This window comes from Arthrobacter rhizosphaerae (genome assembly GCF_023062595.1).
Classification (GTDB): Bacteria; Actinomycetota; Actinomycetes; order Actinomycetales; family Micrococcaceae; genus Arthrobacter; species Arthrobacter rhizosphaerae.
The window spans coordinates 284,156-300,290 of record NZ_JALLAN010000001.1 but is presented as its reverse complement, the minus strand read 5'-3'; the positions used below and the strand labels follow the sequence as shown (position 1 = coordinate 300,290).

Below are 16,135 nucleotides of genomic sequence, written 5' to 3'. Positions count from 1 at the left end.
GGTGCATGCAGTGGATACTCATCCTCGAAGCCCGCGAGATCTTTTCGAGGGTCGTCGCCATTTTGAGATTCCCGCATTTCAACGCCCCTATGTCTGGGATGAGGAGAGCCAATGGGCCCCTCTGTGGGACGACGTGGTCCGCGTCACCGAGAGCTATCTTCTTGACGGGGGCAAGCCCCCAATTCCCAATCACTTCCTGGGTGCGGTCGTTTATGAGTCGAAGCCACCATCTGCCGGCGATGTGACACGGCATGAGGTCATCGACGGCCAACAGCGCATGACGACACTTCAGCTCTTGCTTGATGCTGCACATGAAATCGTCGCCGGGCGGGGACACCAGACGGAAGCGGATCAGCTCGAAGAGCTCATTCTGAACAAGGCGTTGACCTTCAAAGGCCGCATCGAACGCTTCAAACTCTGGCCATCCCAGGCGGATCGAAGCGCCTTTGCCCATGCCATGGATCCGGAGGAACCGCGGGTCGAGGAGCATCGAGTCATCGAGGCCCACGACTTTTTCCGGCGCGAAATAGAACAGTGGCTGACAGGAACACCGGACGAGGAAGGGATCGTCCCACCCGGCACTGAAGAACTCCGTGCCAAGGAACTATGTTCAACGCTTGAACATCGACTCGTCGTCGTCGCCATCGACTTGTCAGGACATGAAGACTCACAGCTGATCTTCGAAACGCTGAACGACCGGGGCACACCCCTGCTGAAAGCGGACCTCATCAAGAACTGGGTCTTCCGCAAGGGCGAACAGATTGGTGCTGATGTGGACAAGTGGTCCAGGACGCACTGGGCCGACTTCGATACCGTATGGTGGCGGGCTGAAATCTCCCAGGGCCGTCAAATTCGGTCCCGTGTGGACATCTTCCTGCAGTACTGGCTCACGATGCGTTTACAGGAAGAAGTCAAAGCGGAGTTGGTGTTTAGAATTTTCGCGGACTACGCAGGGTCACGACTGACTACGCCCCTTGGCGCGGAAGCCTTGCTGACGGAACTGCGGAAGGATGCCGACACCTACCGGGGCCTCAGCGAACTGGACGTAGGAACGCCCGAAGGACGGTTCCGCTCCCGGGTTATAGAAACGATGGAGCTGGCGGCCACCACTCCCGTCTTTCTCTGGCTCCTCTCCGAGAACCATTCGGTTCCCCGTGACCAGTTGCGGATAGCACTGGATGCAATCGAGAGCTGGGTTATTCGCCGTACACTCCTGCGGAAGACCTCCAAGGATGTAAATCGCTTCATGGTGGCCACCTTGAAGTCGCTCGGAAGCGTTGATGCTCGCGAAGCCGGAAGCGCCATCCGGGACTTTCTTTCGGAGCAGACCGCGGAGACCCGTTACTGGCCTTCCGATCAGGAGATGCTGACGACCCTTCCTGATGTGAAGCTCTACGGGAACATCCGCCAGTGGCGACTCCAGGTAGTCCTCCGTGCTGTGGAACAACAACTTCGCAGCCAGAGCACGAAGTACGAAGCAGTCGAGCTTCCATGGGGATTGGAAATCGAGCACGTTATGCCGCAGGGTTGGCGAACTCACTGGGATCCGCAGCCAAGACTCACGCCTGAAGAGGCCGCTGTGCGTGACCGGGTCGTAAATACGATCGGTAATCTCACGCTCGTGACCAAGTCACTGAATGGTTCGCTATCCAACCGTCCGTGGACAGATAGCGACGCCGCTGGACTCATCGACGGCGGTGAGTCAGGCAAGGGCAAGCGAACGCTGCTCGACGCCTTCAGCCTTCTGGTGCTCAACAAGGAAATCATCCAGGGACACATCGATCTCTGGACTGAAGCCGACATCAAGGAGCGCTCTGTGGCCCTGACCAAGGCAATCACTGAGATTTGGTCCGGTCCCTCAATGGAGATCCAGGAAGCGGCCTACGAAGCGGCAAGAGCTTAGTGTTCCGGCAGCTTGATCTCGGTGTTGGTGGCGAGGTCGATGAGTGTGCCGTCCGTATCGGTGATCGTGGCTATGCCCTGTTTGAGAGCAGCCTTTAAACACTTCTTGCAACCACTGAGGAGAAATCAGGCGCGGGCCACGAACCGGGAATTCTGACCGCATAGCGTCGTGGTGGGTGCAGACTTCAAAGCCAGGTGAGTGGAAGTACCACCTACTGTTATGACCACCATGACATCCTGCGTGCGTTTCCAATCCGGGCCGTACGCCTCATTTGCGAGGATGTTCGGCAGACTGTTCCGGATCGTGATGGGCTCGGATTCAGACATGGGATCATCCTATGCGGGAGGACCGTCTCTTACGGAGAGGACCGCCGGAGGCCTGACTCAGTCGTAGCCGCTAAATATGCAAAGTCAGGCCTGCAGGGGTTCGTCGCAGGCTTTGCAGGCCTTCCGGCCACCGACGCCGGCTTCTTCGACGACCAGCAGCCGTTTGGGGTTGTCGTCCCAGACGTTGCCCACTGAGTTGCACCAGGCCGGGTGATAGACCTTGCCGGAGCTCACCACGTAAACCTGGCCCGGTCCTACTTTGGGTGAGCCATCGCTGCGGCGGGACGCTGGTTCGATCGCGTGCAGCTCGCCCAGTTCTTTGGACTCCTGCTTGGCTTTTGCTGCCGCCTGCCAGGCACGGCGTGGACGTGGTGTCATTGATCGATCAGTTTCTGTTGAGGCCGAATTGTCGTGTCATCAGCGCGTCCTTGTAGTGGGACTCAGCTGAATCCACCTCTGTGGAGGGTGTGCTGGGTCCGAACACGCGAAGAAGGCTGAAGACAAAGTGCCGGGCGTGGTCTGTCTTGGTCGTTTCTCCGGCTGCGCTGTCGTAGGCAAGTTCGCGGAGTGCGACGTTCCCGCCGTGGCCGTCGCGCGCGTAGCTCGTCCACCGTCCGAGAATGCGCTCAGCACCATCCGCCTTTCCAACGTATTGCTTGCCGTTGGTGGAGTCAGTGATGAGGTAGATGCCCTGCACTTCCTTCAAGGCAGTGCGCCAATCGGCGTAGCGGGGGCTCTCTACCATTTCGCAAAGTCGGTGGTAGGTGAGCAACACCCCGTCGAATCCTGGGAACGGTTCCTTGTCTCGGTCTGCGATCTCCAGCACGGGCAGGTTCGCGGCGCTGGCGGCGCGCCGGTGCCAATTCCGCGGGCTGTCCCATTCGATCACCAGCCGGTCATTCAAAGGCGCAAGGAAACGTGACAGGCGCAGGTCGAAGGACCGGTTCACGTCAGTGCGCTCTGCGACCACCTCGCCGTGGTTCTCAAAGGTGCCCCAGAGCCGGGAGCGACGTTTGCCGTCGGCGATGAGGATCACCCAAAAACGGGGAGGGTCCGTGGGGAATTGCCGGGGTGAGAGACCCTGCTCCCTGGTGTAAGCGAGGACCAGTTCCTCCGTCAGGTCTTCGGGACCACGCAGGGCGGTCGGGTCGCCGGGCCTGAAGGCATGGCGGATCAGCAATACATCCTCCAGCCGGACGGCCGGGTCGCGGTCTGCGCCCATGCCAGTCAGTACATGACCGAGAGTGAGGGACGCGCGCGAAGCCGGCACCAGTGAATCCGCAGCTACATCGAGAACAAGATCAGACACTGAAACACCTTATGTCACCAACCGGGCGCGGTGGCTTAGTGGCCCGTCCCTTGGTTGTGTCCGGAGGGGATGTGCGGCGGTTGCCTGCTCGAGCCGAGCCGTCGCTGTCCTGAATTGCAGCTGGCCAAATCGGGCGTCAGTCTTGGAGCATGACGACCACGAAGAGCCCAGGTGACGAAGAAGACAAGATCCTGGCTGATTTCAGAACAATGATCGAAAAGTTACCGCCGCTGCCTCCGACTCCGATTGATGACTGGAACCGAGATGACGAGGCCGCGGTCCGTGCCGTCGGCATCGCGTGGGGGTGGCTTATGCGAACCCTACGCACTGCCGAGGCCATCAGGCTCTTAGAACAGCGCGGATTCGGCGTCGAGTGCGCTCCGCTCCGACGCTCCGTCGTTGAACACGTCATCAGGCTCCACTGGGCCACCACCGTCGACACCCGCAGATTCGTCGAAGCAGCATTGAACAAGCGCAAACATAGCTTGGGCAACATCACACTTGCGGCAGAGGCCGGCACCCCTCTACCCGATGGCGCGCTGGATATCATCGAATTACTAAAGTCCGAAGCGGATCCCGGATCGGACAGCGTCTCCTTCAAAGACCTCAAGTCCTTGATGAACGACATCCCCGATTACCAGATTCTTTTCCAAATCTGGCTTACGGACACCCAAGAATCCCACGCAACGCTGACCAGTTCAGAATCCTATGCCGAGTACGACCCTGATGAGCCCGGAATGCATCTTCACATGGAACCAACCCCTCACAATCGCTTCCGTGCGATGCTGCCAAGCTTGATGCTGCTAGGCACCGAGGCCTTCGTGCATCTGGCCGGCATGGCAGACCAGTTGACGGAACCGCTTGCTGACATCCGGGATCGCGTAACGCAATTGGGAACCGCGCAAAACTCAGCCACCGAGCCTGGGTAAGTCTGCCGGACACGTTAGTAACGCGCTGCGCTCACGCGTCGTCTCGGATGTAAGTTATGCCAAAGGCCTTGACTTGCCGATATTCCTGAAGCTTAGTGGCAAGTTCGAACGCATCGCCCGTGATGTACTGAAAGATGTCCAACCCGCGGCCGAGCAGGATCCTCCATCCGGTGTCGGTGAGGATGGACCGATCATGGATAGCGCCGTCGAAGACGATGTCGACGTTGATGCCGGCGACAGAGGCTCCCTGCTTGACCTTCAGCAGTAGTTCGTACTGCTTGCGGAGCTTGTCTTGTCCCTCGGTGTTCTCAGAAGTAACGAGCCGGACACTCACTTCGTCGGCCGCGTCCTTGGTGGCCGCGATGCACTCGATGAGTTCCATGAGATTACGGGCCTGGTGGAACTGCCGGATGTAAGGGTCAGTTATGGTGATCTGCGTGGCTCCGCGCAGGTACGGGACCAAGAGAGTCTCGAAGGAGATTCCACGCTGGTTCTCCTGGAACTCCTGGTGACCCTCAAACAGCGGTTTTATGGTGGCTGGCGAGGGCGCAATTGGTTGACCGTCTTCCGCAGAAGCCGCGGCGTGCCCAGTTGGATCGCCCGTTGCCTCCTCCGCGTCAGTGCTTACGCGGCGCTCACGGTAGTAGTACGCCGGGTACTCATCCTCTTCAAGCGTAGAGACTGAATGCCATGTACCGGCCTTGTCGAGGTAGCCGAACTTTACGTTTGCCATCGTTGAGTCGATGCGGAGGATCTGGTCTTTGACGCGCTTGCGGCCCTCGATGGCGAACTGCAGGATCTCTTCGATCTCGTCGGCCGAGGCTTCTCCGTGCGGGTAAAGGATTTTCATTAGCCCGGAGAAGGTCTTGTGGATGCCGTCGCGATCTCGCGTCGAAATGTCCGATGAGAGTGTGAAGTGCGACTGGTAGCGGTCGGAGTAGTCTGCCGAACGCATCGACTTGAGCACCTCGGCGATGTAGTCGACAACGAACCCATACCCGTTGGAGAACATCTCGCCGCGGATGGTGTCGACCTCCCAGCCTGGGATGTAGTGGTGCAGGCGGTCAAGGTACGCCGAGTCGTGGTAGCTTTCGGGAAGCTCGTCGAACAGATCAGAGTGTTTGAGCATGTAGGGCACGGTGTGCGAAGTGTTGCCGACGAACACCATTGACGCCTCCGCGCCGAGCGTCTCGACGCCGCGGGAGAACGACTTGTTCGCCATGTAATTCTTCATGATGTCGACGAGCGCCTTGTCGGTGCGCTTCTTCTTACCCGCGAATTCGTCGAACGCTACGACATCCCAGTAGCCGACCAGCCCGATGCGGCCGTTGGAGTTGTTGACGAACAGCTTTGGGACGGTGACCTCGCCACCGGAGATGAGCATGCCGTGGGGTGAGAACTCAGAGAAGATGTGCGACTTGCCGGTGCCCTTGGGGCCGAGTTCTACGAGGTTGTAGTTTCGCTCGACGAACGGAATGAGCCGCACGAGTTGGATGAGCTTGGCGCGGCGTCCGAAAAGTTCGGGGTTGAACCCGATCGACTGCACGAGCAGGTCAGTCCACTCGCCGGTTGTGAACTCGCTCCGCGCCGCGAGATAACCCTCGAAGTCGAACTTTGACAACTGGATGGGCTTAATCGACCCCAGTGTCCACGGCACCATACGGGCGTCGTCACTGTGGAAATACTCGATGTCGCAGATGCACCACACACCGCCAACGAGCAGCTTCGGGTGGGTCTTTATCGTCGCCGATTCGACGAGTACGCCCTTGATTCCGAGGTTGGCGAACTCGGCCTGGTAGACGTCATCTTTCTCGTTGAGCGCGACCGTCACCTTATCGATGATGCGATGCCGCCCGCGCTCTCGAATCGTGGACTTCACGAGCTCGGACTCGTTCCGGTTCACGTAGTGTTCGGCGAGGATCTTGCGCACCGTGTCGATGCCTGCCTGGATGGTGGCTTCGTCGTCGGATGCCGCGTACTGGCCGAGCAGGTACTCCAGCACGTAGGAGGGCACGATGGCGTTGCCCTTGACCGCCTTCACCAGGTCCTTGCGTACTACAACGCCGGGGAAGAGTTGGTTGATCTTTCGGTCCAGGTCGCTCTGTACAGGGGTGGCAACTGCCAACGCATTGGCCCCAGCGGATGTCTCTTGGCTGACTTCTTCGCTCACGGTAGCACTCTCCTTAGAAGTCGAAATCCGAGCCGAACGAGCGCTTCAGCGTGTAGATCGCCTTGGCGTAGCCGCGCCACTGGTTGGTACCCGGGATGAGTTCTTCGAGCCGGAACTCCACCGCGCGGTTGTTGTAATCGTTCGCGTCCTGGCTGAGCAACATGTGAGCGTTCTGGTAACGGTCTCGCTGGTCCGTCGAGTCCTGATCGAACGTGAGCGAGAGATGGTTCGAGATGAGGGTCTCGCCAACGTACAGGCCAGCGCGCAGCACCAGGGGGTGGACCTTCTCGCTCACCGGCTCTGCCTGGAACAACTTGACGACCAGCTGGCCGGTGGTGATCTTGTCCGACTCGGGCATGATCTTGACGTCCACCGCGCGCACGTCACTCTTGCGCTTCTTGTTGATCGCCAGCACCGGAACTACGACCTCCTGCAAGGCCGCACCGCCGTGGACGAACCGCGAGCCCGCGCCGGGAAGTCGCAGCCGATGAATGGACTTCGGAATCTGCACGTCGAGGTCGCTGCCGAGGCCTAGTTGAGCCGGCGTGAAGGTTCTAAACGCAGGGTCCTCCCTTAATCCGCGGCCCAGGACGTATCGTCGGTTGCTGACCTTGATCTCGTTTCCTTGCGGCAGGGTCGACAGGTAGAAGGACTCCGCGAGTGCCGTGTCTTGGAAAAGGAATCCGTGGTCTGCCGTGATGAGGATGTTGGTCGCGTTTGCGTTCGTCAGACGCTTGACTAGATCGACGAGTTCACGAAGTGTGTCGTCGACTGCTTCGAAGACCTGGCGTTCGGTACCGGCCTTGTCCCCGGTGGCGTCGATACGGTTGTGGTAGACGTACAGCACCTGATGTTGCTGGTACAGCTCTCTTAACTCGTCTCGGGTCAGCGAGAACACGTCCTCGGCCTGGATCGCCTTCCCGTCCACGGTGTCGAGAATCTTGCTTCGGTTTGCGGTGCCGTCTGTGCGTTGACCGTCGGCCAAGACGGGATCGCCGTCCTTGGAGTGTCCGATCGTGGTGTGGGGCAGGAGCGCGGCCATGCCTAGCTGCGTGTAGCTCGGCAGTACCCCGAGCATGGCTTCGAGGGTCGCGTCGTAGCGGTCTTCCTGGCGGATACGTGAGCCGAGTTCGTCGGCCACTTCATACCGCAGGGCGTCCGAGATGATGACGACGGCTTTGCGTCGGCCATCCCTCGTGATGGGCGTTACGTGGTCCGCGAAGAACGCGGTCTGTGGCCTGAGCGCCGCGGAACGCCACAGATCGACGCCATCGACCTGCTTCTGCCAGGCATTGCCCAGTTCGTAAAGGAACTTGTTCGCGTAGAACTTCTCCACCTGGGCGCGCAGCGTCTCCAAGGGGCCGTTGAATTCGGCGGTGCGGGCTGCGTGCGTGAACTGGCGGTAGAGCTGATCGATGCGGAACCAGTCACTCCGGTACCGCTCCAGACCCTCATCAAAGGACTGCATCGACAGGTCTAGCGAGCTGAGCTCAGCCAGCAGTTCGGAGGCGCTGCCGATCGCGGCATACAGAATACGGTATCCCTCGATCCAAATGCTGCTCTGGCGGCTACGGATGACCTCGGTGACCTCACGCGCTGTCAGCGTTCGCTCGGCCACCCCGCGCGCCAGGGCGCTGACGATCTTCCGGTCGACTTCCTCGAACAGATCGCTGCCCAACAGGTCGCGGAAGTTCGAGTCTTCGATGGTGCTGGCGTAGTCCAGATCGCTCGCCGCGCGCTTCGCTAGCGTCGTTAATGCCCTCTGGCTCCGTACGTCGTAGCGCAGGCTCCCGAAGTCGAGCTGGATGTTGCGCAGCTCGCCAGGCCGTTCGGACTTGAATCCGGCGTTGGCCTGCCGAAACATCCAAAGCACAAAGTCTGTAATGCTGGGGCTCGGCGACGTGTAGCCGTAAATGGATCCTGCGCCCTGCCAATAAAACCGGTCGAGGCCGTACTCGACGAGCGATGTGTACTTTGCATTCGCTCCACTGGCGTTCTCGATCAGCAGGGTGCGCGTGATCTCCAGCAAGCTGTGCTCGCTTTGACTGAGGAGGACGGCTGACATCTTGGCTTGCAGCAGTCGGGCGTCATCGTCAGCGTTGAGCATGTTTTTCAACCCCTGCACGCGCTTGGCTGCCCGGAAGAACTTCTCACACGCCTGCACGACCTCACCGATGCCGTCAGCAGTGAGTCCCAGCTCCTGCTGCACGAGCGAGGTCCGGTCCGCGGTGAACACCCCGTGGGCGAGCTCCAGGTCAAGCAGCCAGTTGGCTATCCCTTTCGGCACGGCACCTGAGCGGTAGACGAGGAACTTTGCCTTGGGCTCCTGATGCAGTAGCCGGTTCTTGATCGCGAACTCGTTGTTGGTGACGCGCACTGTCTGCACGCCCTCCAAACCGAGCGTTTCGAAGTCTGCAGCGTACTCGCCCTCGGGGTCGTGCCAGAACACCACCCGCTGAGTCTCGAAGCGTCGCTCTAGGTGGGGCCGGACGGAGGCTGTTTCATTCATCGCTTGCCTCTAGTCCCGGGATCTTCTTTAGGGCGGCACCCAGCTTCGGGTAGTTCGCCTTCACACCGTCATCGAGGTGGATCTGGACCTGCTGGGTGGCGAGCGGGTACAGGACGTCGTGCTCATACTCGTCGAGTTCCAGCAGCACTTTGCGCAGCCGGTCGACTTCCTTCTGCGCGGCAGCCTTCTCGCGTGGTGTGCCGCTGCCCGCGGTGAGGCGCTCGTGGTGATGGCGGCTGGCTTCCAGCTTTGCTTTGAACTCGCGCAGGTACTCGTTGAGCACGGTCGAGACGGTCGACGGCGTGTAGCGGTGCATGTATACCAGCGCGTTGAAAGACCCTTTCGGACTGGAGAACAGCCAGTAGATCGGGCGCTTCTTGTACCGCTGCACATGATCCTTGTAGAAAGACTTCACGAAATAGTCGCGCAAGTCCTTCACGCCAAGTGACTCCGTGACGAAACGCAGGTTCTCCTCGAAGTGCTGCTCTCCGAACGTCACCCGTAGGAACTGCCGGAACCGCGACACGATGTCGTCCTCGAACCAGTCGCCGTCCACGATCGGGATGACGTTGTCTGCATCGGGCATGAAACTTGGTGTCTGCACCCTCGCGAGGTAGTCCTGCAACGTCGCGCCCTGGTCGGCGAGGATCAGGCCGGGTTCGTCGACGCTGTAGCGACCAAACATGCAGCCAACGGCGAAAGAGAGAAAGTGTTCGACCAGGAGTCGAGTAGCGGCCGGCCGATCGCGGAGACGATCGTCGAGGAGGCCAGTGGGGCGCTGAACTTCCAGCGCGAAGGCATCCTCACCAACTCCGCCAGAGGCTCGGAAGTGCGCCTCGATCTCTCGCTCGATCCCCAAGATGGCGTCTTCCATCGCAAGCCGCTCTGCACAGTCAGCCGCAAGAACGTCTTGAGTCTTGAGCAAGGCTGCCCGCGGCCCAAGGTGGAAACTACTGAATGCTGGAGAAGTCTCCAGGCGGCCCCAGATTGCAGTTGCGTGGGCCAGTGCTTGCTCGACGCAGGCGGTCACGAAGCCCGGATCGTTCGGGAAAATAACGGGGATACGACCGACCGGACCCTCGTGATAGTCCAGGGTCGGAGACATAGAGTCAATCAGCTCCCGAGCGATCGGCGTGTTCAGATAGCCAAGCAACCAGCGGAGATCGCTCTCTCGCGAGGGGAACAGCATTGAGCCCTTGGTCTCGAAGATGTATCCACTGGGAGAGAACCGCATCGCGAAGTCGCCCGCCAGGCTCGACCAGGTTGCTCCCTCACGAAAGTAGTAGGCGGTGTTCTGGGCTCGCGACTTGGGCCGGCCGCCTGACTCGGTTCCAAATGTCCTGATGGACTTGCCGTCGTCATACCAGTCGACGAGGTACTCATCGTTACCAGCCCATCGACGTGGAGTCCCTCCCTTCTGCAGAGGGAACCACTTCGCCTGCGACCTTGCAGCCTCCGCGCCGTCGGTTGCGTTCCGATTGGTCCGTGAAACCGACACCTCCCACCAATAGCGAAGGAAGCGATTATTTTCACCGGTCGCAAGGCCCTGGCGCGTCGCTCCAAGCGTCGAGAGTGGAGGGTGGTCGCGGTAGATCGCCAGCTCATCTGGCCGCAACCAGTAGGCGAACGGACTGCCGTCAATGCCAAGGAACGAATGCTGGTTAACGACAAATCTCTGATATGTGGGGTCAAGGAAGAATTGCTCAAGCGCGTCCCTCTGTCTCACTTCGAGTGCGCGCTCGTAGAGCTTCCGATAGGTGGCGGAACAGTTCACGTCAGGCTTGGACCGCAGGGCGACGAATGCCGCCGAAGCCCAGTCAGATCCGAAGACGCCACGGCCAAAATGGACAAGGCTCATGACGGTGTTCTCGGATAGAAATAGACGTCGCCAGTCCGAGAATGACGACTGGAACATCCACCCATGCGGAGAGATGACCCCCCAAGCTCCACCCCTGACACACAAGGACATCGCCCGTTCCATGAACATGTTGTAGAAGTCGAATCTCGTCATCGGGAAATTGCTTTTGGCGAACCGAGCCAGCGCGTCGCCCATGCTGTTGCTACCCATGTAGGGCGGGTTTGCGACAACCACGGAGTAGCTAGGCGATAGGTACTCGGCCTGGAGCACGACTCGCTGCGCCCAGCCGACCACATCGGCATTCAGCAGGTCTCCGTCGTGGTCGAGTTGCGCGACGTGCTGCTTCAGGTGAACGATCATCGCGGGGTCAGGCTGAATCAGAGAGCCGAAGACGTCTGCACGCTCGAACTGGTTCCAGAACGACGACTCCGCGTGTCGATCGCCTCCGGAGGTCAGCAGGAACTCGATCTCGTCGGGCGTGAAGCTGATCGGATCGAGGACGCAGACGTTCTGCTCGACCTGCTGGTTGAAGAACGTGCGCTGCTTCGCACGAGCCTTCATCGTCAGGGCGAACGCTGCAAGCGCCCCGGCGCGTGGGTCGATCTCAATCCCATAGAGGTTGTTGGTGAGGATGAGTGCCGGGATGTCCGACGGTGCGTATCCCTCTTCCTCGTAGATCGCATAGAGCAGGTCGAAGGCGTACGTCAGCATGTGTCCGGACCCGCAGGCAGGGTCGACGACCTTGAGTTCTTCGGGCCTGACGATCTTCAGGAATCCGGTCTCCTCATCGACCGGGGCGATGTAGTAGTCCATCTGGTCGACAAGCCTGGACGACGGGCGGTTGAGCATCCACAGGCGACCAACGGAGTTCTCGACCAGGTACCGAACGATCCAGTGCGGGGTGAAGAGCTGGGTCGCGGCGGGGATTTCGTCGGGGCCGGCCTTCTTGTTTTTCTTGAACCCGGCGAAGACTTCATCTTTCCGCTCCGAGATGTAGAACTGGTAGAGCCAGCCGATGACCTCGACGTCCAGGCAGACCTTTTCGGTTAGCACGATCGCGGCGCGGGCAAGCACGGAGTCGTCGGCGAGCAGGTTTGCGGGGATGAGCAGCTCGGTGTAGTCGCCCTCGGACTCGAACATAAACGGCATCGAGCGGTTCCAGTGTCGGCAGTACTCCGCGAGCAGCAGCGCATAGGCCTCACCCAGTGGGTCAGGACTTCGGCGCGTGCCGTTGAGCAGGCTCGTCACGGTCGTCGCGATTGCAGCGCGCACGATATCGGGGTCGATGTTCCCGCGGTTAGCGTCAGCCAGGATCTCGGGTTGCCCGCCCTCGCGGCCATGTTCGGGCGAGACTACGCCGATGCCCGTGTAGCCGTTGGCGTCCATGAAGCGCAACGCGATAATGCGGTTGAACCATATGTAGGCGACCCTGTCGGCTATGGCGTCGCGGCCCTTGTCACCGCCTCCAGCGCCGTTGACGGCCTTCTCCAGGGCGGCGACGGCTTTGGGCTGCTCATGGCGCAGTTCCTGCGATGCGAGCACGACGGAGATGCGGGCTGACACCTCACGGATGAGTGCAGTGCGAGCCCAGGTGGCGAAGGACTTCAGGGGAGCGGTTTCCATCAGAGTGCGATTCGCTTTCCGTCGTTTAGTGCGTTCAGCAGCGCAATCCGGAGCGCGTCGAGGTAGCGGTCGACGTCCTCGGGGTTCTCGAGTACACCGTGGGCACCGGATACCGTGATCCTCTTGACCGAGACGGTCTGCCTGGCCGGCGTTGGCTCAGGGCTGTCCGTGCCGCCTTTCGGCCGGGCAGAGGACGCGAGCTGGTCGAGCAGCTCCGGATAGGTCTTTTCCTCGAAGCTGTTGCCCTGCTCACGGATAAGTGCGATCTGCCGCTCACTGCCTACGGTGGCGACGATCTGGTCGATTGTGCGAGTGACCCGTTGCTGTGCCTCTTCGATGGCGTTGCTGTAGTAGGCGCTATCGAGCACCTCCGCCTTGCGCCTCTCGATGACTTCCAGGACCATCCTGCGGTTGGCAGCGAGCGAGTTCTCGACCTGCGCGCCGAGGGCGTCTGCGGCGTGCTTGAGCTGGGTCATGCGATTACCGCGGAACGCGTTTGGATCGTCCAGAAGCCGCTGGACGTCGGTGTCGCTTCCTGCTGGCAGATACCTGAGGTTGTTCGCGTTTGCAATCAGCAGATCGGCGGCCTGGTCGTAAATGACTCTTTGGCCGCCGCCCAGGAACGACTGGATTGGGTCTATCACGTTCTCTTTGGCGTCGAGCAGCTCGTCTCCAAGAACGAACTCGGTCAGATACCATTCGTCGGGTTTGCCCACGGCCCGTTCGAGCGATGTGATGGGGGAAGCCAACTGTTCCACGAACGGGTACTTGGACCCGATCACCCGCGCCTTCAGCTCATCGAGCTTTGCCCCTAGCTTCTCGCTGCCGTGCCGGGCCAGTTCCAGCGGGTCTTTCGGTGCGGTCGCCTCGTCGAAGAAGTCAGTGCAGAACTTTCGGAAGGTTGCGACCTTGCGCTCGTCAAAAATCTTCTGCGGAGCAACTACCGCATGCGAGTGCTTTTGCGTATTACGCAGCACCGGCGCAACCTCCGTGCGCTTCAGCAAGTTTCCATCGACCGTGACTGTGATCTTTGAGATGCCAACGAGCCAGGCGACGACGACCTCGATCGAGGCGAGATCCCAGCCGTAGGGCTTGGCCTGGAAAGCATCCACGATGGCCTTGACTGTCACCTGCTCACCGAGGCGGTCGCGTTGCAGGACGAATGAGAGCACCGCGTCGCCTGGGGTAGCGAGCCTCGACAGCGACGGGTCGTTGATGATGTTCGCTTGGTCGGGGTTGGCGAACACAGCGACCTGCTGTTCGCTGTACGTGGACCCGCCGAGCAGGCTGAGCTGGGTGTAGGTGCGGCTGATGAGGTCCTGAAAGCCGTCTGTGACACGCGTGATGGCGTCCTGCGAGGAGGAGGTCACATCGGCGGCATTGATCACGAGGTCCGCCTTGCCAACGGCCCGACGGATGCGCTCTATTAGCTCCTTTTCGCGCTCGACGTTCTGGGCAGCCTTCGAGCGCAGAATCAGTTCCTCGATCGCCGACAGTGAGGTCGTCTGCTTGCGCTTGGTGTATTTCTCCGTTTTGATGAGCAGGCGCAGGTCCGACAGGGCTCGCTCGTCGGGTTCCAGGATGACGCGCAGCTCGTCCTTGCCGGCACTGTGCATCCGGGTATTTTCGGGACCGAATGGGTATTCCGGGGTTATGAAGTGGACGGTCAGCTCGCGTTGCTGCCCGTAGACCTGGTCGTCTAGCTTGTACCCGAAAGCGAAGTCCTGTCCGTTTTTGGCATATCGCAGCTTGCTTGTGCGAACGACGTCGCCGGAGAGGATCTTGAACAGGCGACCGCTGACCTCCGAGGCATCGATGTCGACGTTCTTTATCTCCTCTTCGATGACCTGCTCTTCGTTGGTCAGATACTCGTAGACGTTGCCGTTGCGCTGTACGTAAGTTTGCGTCTCCAGAAGGGTTAGGGCCTCCTGCACCTGTTTCGATAGTGCGGGCAGGTCAAGTCCGAACCGGTCGTAGACGAGTACGGTCAGGTTGCGGGGCGTGGCGTGGAATCCTTCGACGTATTTGACCAGGAACAGAGCCTTGAGCAGGCGCACGGCCAGCTTCGTTAGGTCGGAGTCGGGATCGGGGAGATCTCGCTCGGCACGGTCGATGGCACGTTGAGCGGCGGACTTCAACGAAGCGCGAATGCCCGCAAACATTTGGTCGAACGTTGCGAGCCTTCCGACCTCAACATCCCCGATATCCTTGGCGACCTGCTGGACGACGCCGAGCATGGAGCGTTCACCGACTGAGCTGTTGCGCCCCTCGAACACGTTATGGTCAGAGATGCCCTCGATCGCTGCCTGGAATAACGGGAACTGGTAGCTGACAAATGGGTAGGTGCCGACGAAGTGCGTTTCGTCGGTGTAGTTGCGATACGTTTTAGCGCCGTCTACGAAGTCGAACAGTGTCTTGAAGTTTGCGTGCTGGTCGGCGTAGATCGCGTTCAGCGCTGCCTCGCCGGCCACGTTTTTCTCCAACAGGCGCTTGCGGATGACTTCTTCCACGTCGGCGCTGGTGAGCTTCACTCGTGTGGCGAAGCGGGCCTGAATCTTGGAGAAGTCGTTGCCTTGCTGCCGGGTGCGGTCACCGACCACTTTGTCCATGTCCTCCTGCGAGGTCACAAACACCCATGCTCGTCCCTGGCATTTGGTGTTCAGCGACTCGGCGATGGTCTGGAGGTTGAGCATTAGGTGTGTGTTGGACCCAATGAACTGGCCGACCTCATCGACGTAGAAGTTCAGCCGGAAGCCGGCTTCCTGCTTGTGGAGCCAGGCCTTCACCTCTTCGGCAAAATCCTCGATCGACACTGCGTATGAGTCACGGTATTTGGTCAGAATGTTCGTAGGACTCGCAGAGTTGTCTCCGATAACGGCGGCATAGGCGGCGGCGACATTGGACTCTTCGAGAACATCAAGCTCGCGCCCCTCAGCCCAGTTGATCCCGGCGATCCTTGCGTATGCGGCCTTGAACGCATCGTACTGGCCGCGGTTATCCAGATCTCGCTCGAACCGGGCAACATGGCCCTGGTTGCCGTAGTAGCCGCGGCTCTCGTCGAAGACCTTGACGAATACCTTCAGCAGCGCATCAGTCTGGTCCTTCGTGATTAGCGTGGCCTTCTGGTCGATGTTGAACAGCAGGCTCTTCGCCGGGATCCGCTCAGCCTTGGTCAGCAGCGCCGGGAGGAACGCATCCAGAGCCTTGGATCGGAAGCTCTCCGATACGCGCTCACGCGGGAAGTCCTGACCATCCACGTCACCGAGCAAGTGCGCGAGCATCTTCAGCAGGTGCGACTTACCGGAACCGAAAAAACCTGAGATCCAGACGCCGTTGGCGTTCGTATAGTTCGAATAGGCCTCCAGCAGCAACTCCAGGCCTTTGGCGACCTCGTTGGTCAGAACGTACTCGTCGACCTCAGTACCAAGGTGAGCGGTGTCGTCAGCCTTGATTACGCCCTCGATCGTGCGCTGGACGTCTTTGACGAAAATCTCATTGAGGTTCATTG

General features: G+C 60.0%; 9 protein-coding genes. 2 read left to right on the top strand and 7 right to left on the bottom strand.

The genetic code is table 11. The features are described from left to right. The first annotated feature begins 10 nt into the window (after window positions 1-10). Window positions 11-1,903: a DUF262 domain-containing protein gene (locus tag MU551_RS23450; protein WP_247040366.1), complete on the top strand. Its 1,893-nt coding sequence runs from the start codon at window positions 11-13 to the stop codon at window positions 1,901-1,903. Between the two features lie 125 nt (window positions 1,904-2,028). On the opposite strand, the gene MU551_RS01510 is transcribed toward MU551_RS23450, so the two are convergent. The 3 genes from MU551_RS01510 to MU551_RS01500 form a co-directional block, all read right to left on the bottom strand. Further along, window positions 2,029-2,229, bottom strand: a complete 201-nt coding sequence (locus MU551_RS01510; protein ID WP_247040365.1) for a hypothetical protein — start codon at window positions 2,227-2,229, stop codon at window positions 2,029-2,031. Between the two features lie 84 nt (window positions 2,230-2,313). Beyond that, window positions 2,314-2,607, bottom strand: coding sequence for a hypothetical protein (locus MU551_RS01505; protein WP_247040364.1), 294 nt, complete (start codon window positions 2,605-2,607; stop codon window positions 2,314-2,316). 7 nt (window positions 2,608-2,614) lie between these two features. Continuing rightward, window positions 2,615-3,538, bottom strand: a complete 924-nt coding sequence (locus tag MU551_RS01500; RefSeq protein WP_247040363.1) for a GIY-YIG nuclease family protein — start codon at window positions 3,536-3,538, stop codon at window positions 2,615-2,617. Between the two features lie 149 nt (window positions 3,539-3,687). Between MU551_RS01500 and MU551_RS01495 the strand changes: the two genes are divergently transcribed. After that, window positions 3,688-4,467, top strand: a complete 780-nt coding sequence (locus MU551_RS01495) for a DUF5677 domain-containing protein (protein ID WP_247040362.1) — start codon at window positions 3,688-3,690, stop codon at window positions 4,465-4,467. 31 nt (window positions 4,468-4,498) lie between these two features. Here MU551_RS01495 and brxL read toward each other — a convergent pair whose 3' ends face one another. The 4 genes from brxL to brxC are packed head-to-tail and all read right to left on the bottom strand — an operon-like array spanning window position 4,499 to window position 16,133. Next, window positions 4,499-6,637, bottom strand: a complete 2,139-nt coding sequence (gene brxL, locus MU551_RS01490) for a BREX system Lon protease-like protein BrxL (protein WP_372489764.1) — start codon at window positions 6,635-6,637, stop codon at window positions 4,499-4,501. Window positions 6,638-6,650: 13 nt separating this feature from the next. After that, window positions 6,651-9,146, bottom strand: a complete 2,496-nt coding sequence (gene pglZ, locus MU551_RS01485) for a BREX-1 system phosphatase PglZ type A (RefSeq protein ID WP_247040361.1) — start codon at window positions 9,144-9,146, stop codon at window positions 6,651-6,653. Then, window positions 9,139-12,627, bottom strand: a complete 3,489-nt coding sequence (gene pglX, locus MU551_RS01480; RefSeq protein WP_247040360.1) for a BREX-1 system adenine-specific DNA-methyltransferase PglX — start codon at window positions 12,625-12,627, stop codon at window positions 9,139-9,141. The genes pglZ and pglX overlap by 8 nt, the downstream gene beginning before the upstream one ends. Continuing rightward, the gene (brxC, locus tag MU551_RS01475) at window positions 12,627-16,133 is read right to left on the bottom strand and encodes a BREX system P-loop protein BrxC (protein WP_247040359.1); all 3,507 of its coding nucleotides are present in this window, start codon (window positions 16,131-16,133) and stop codon (window positions 12,627-12,629) included. The genes pglX and brxC overlap by 1 nt, the downstream gene beginning before the upstream one ends. Between the last annotated feature and the right edge of the window lie 2 nt (window positions 16,134-16,135).

Bases quoted from the DNA above. Each gene is read 5' to 3' on its own strand.
- MU551_RS01510 (WP_247040365.1), bottom strand. From the start codon at position 2,229: ATGTCTGAATCCGAGCCCATCACGATCCGGAACAGTCTGCCGAACATC.
- MU551_RS01505 (WP_247040364.1), bottom strand. From the start codon at position 2,607: ATGACACCACGTCCACGCCGTGCCTGGCAGGCGGCAGCAAAAGCCAAG.
- MU551_RS01495 (WP_247040362.1), top strand. From the start codon at position 3,688: ATGACGACCACGAAGAGCCCAGGTGACGAAGAAGACAAGATCCTGGCT.
- pglZ (WP_247040361.1), bottom strand. From the start codon at position 9,146: ATGAATGAAACAGCCTCCGTCCGGCCCCACCTAGAGCGACGCTTCGAG.
- pglX (WP_247040360.1), bottom strand. From the start codon at position 12,627: ATGGAAACCGCTCCCCTGAAGTCCTTCGCCACCTGGGCTCGCACTGCA.
- brxC (WP_247040359.1), bottom strand. From the start codon at position 16,133: ATGAACCTCAATGAGATTTTCGTCAAAGACGTCCAGCGCACGATCGAG.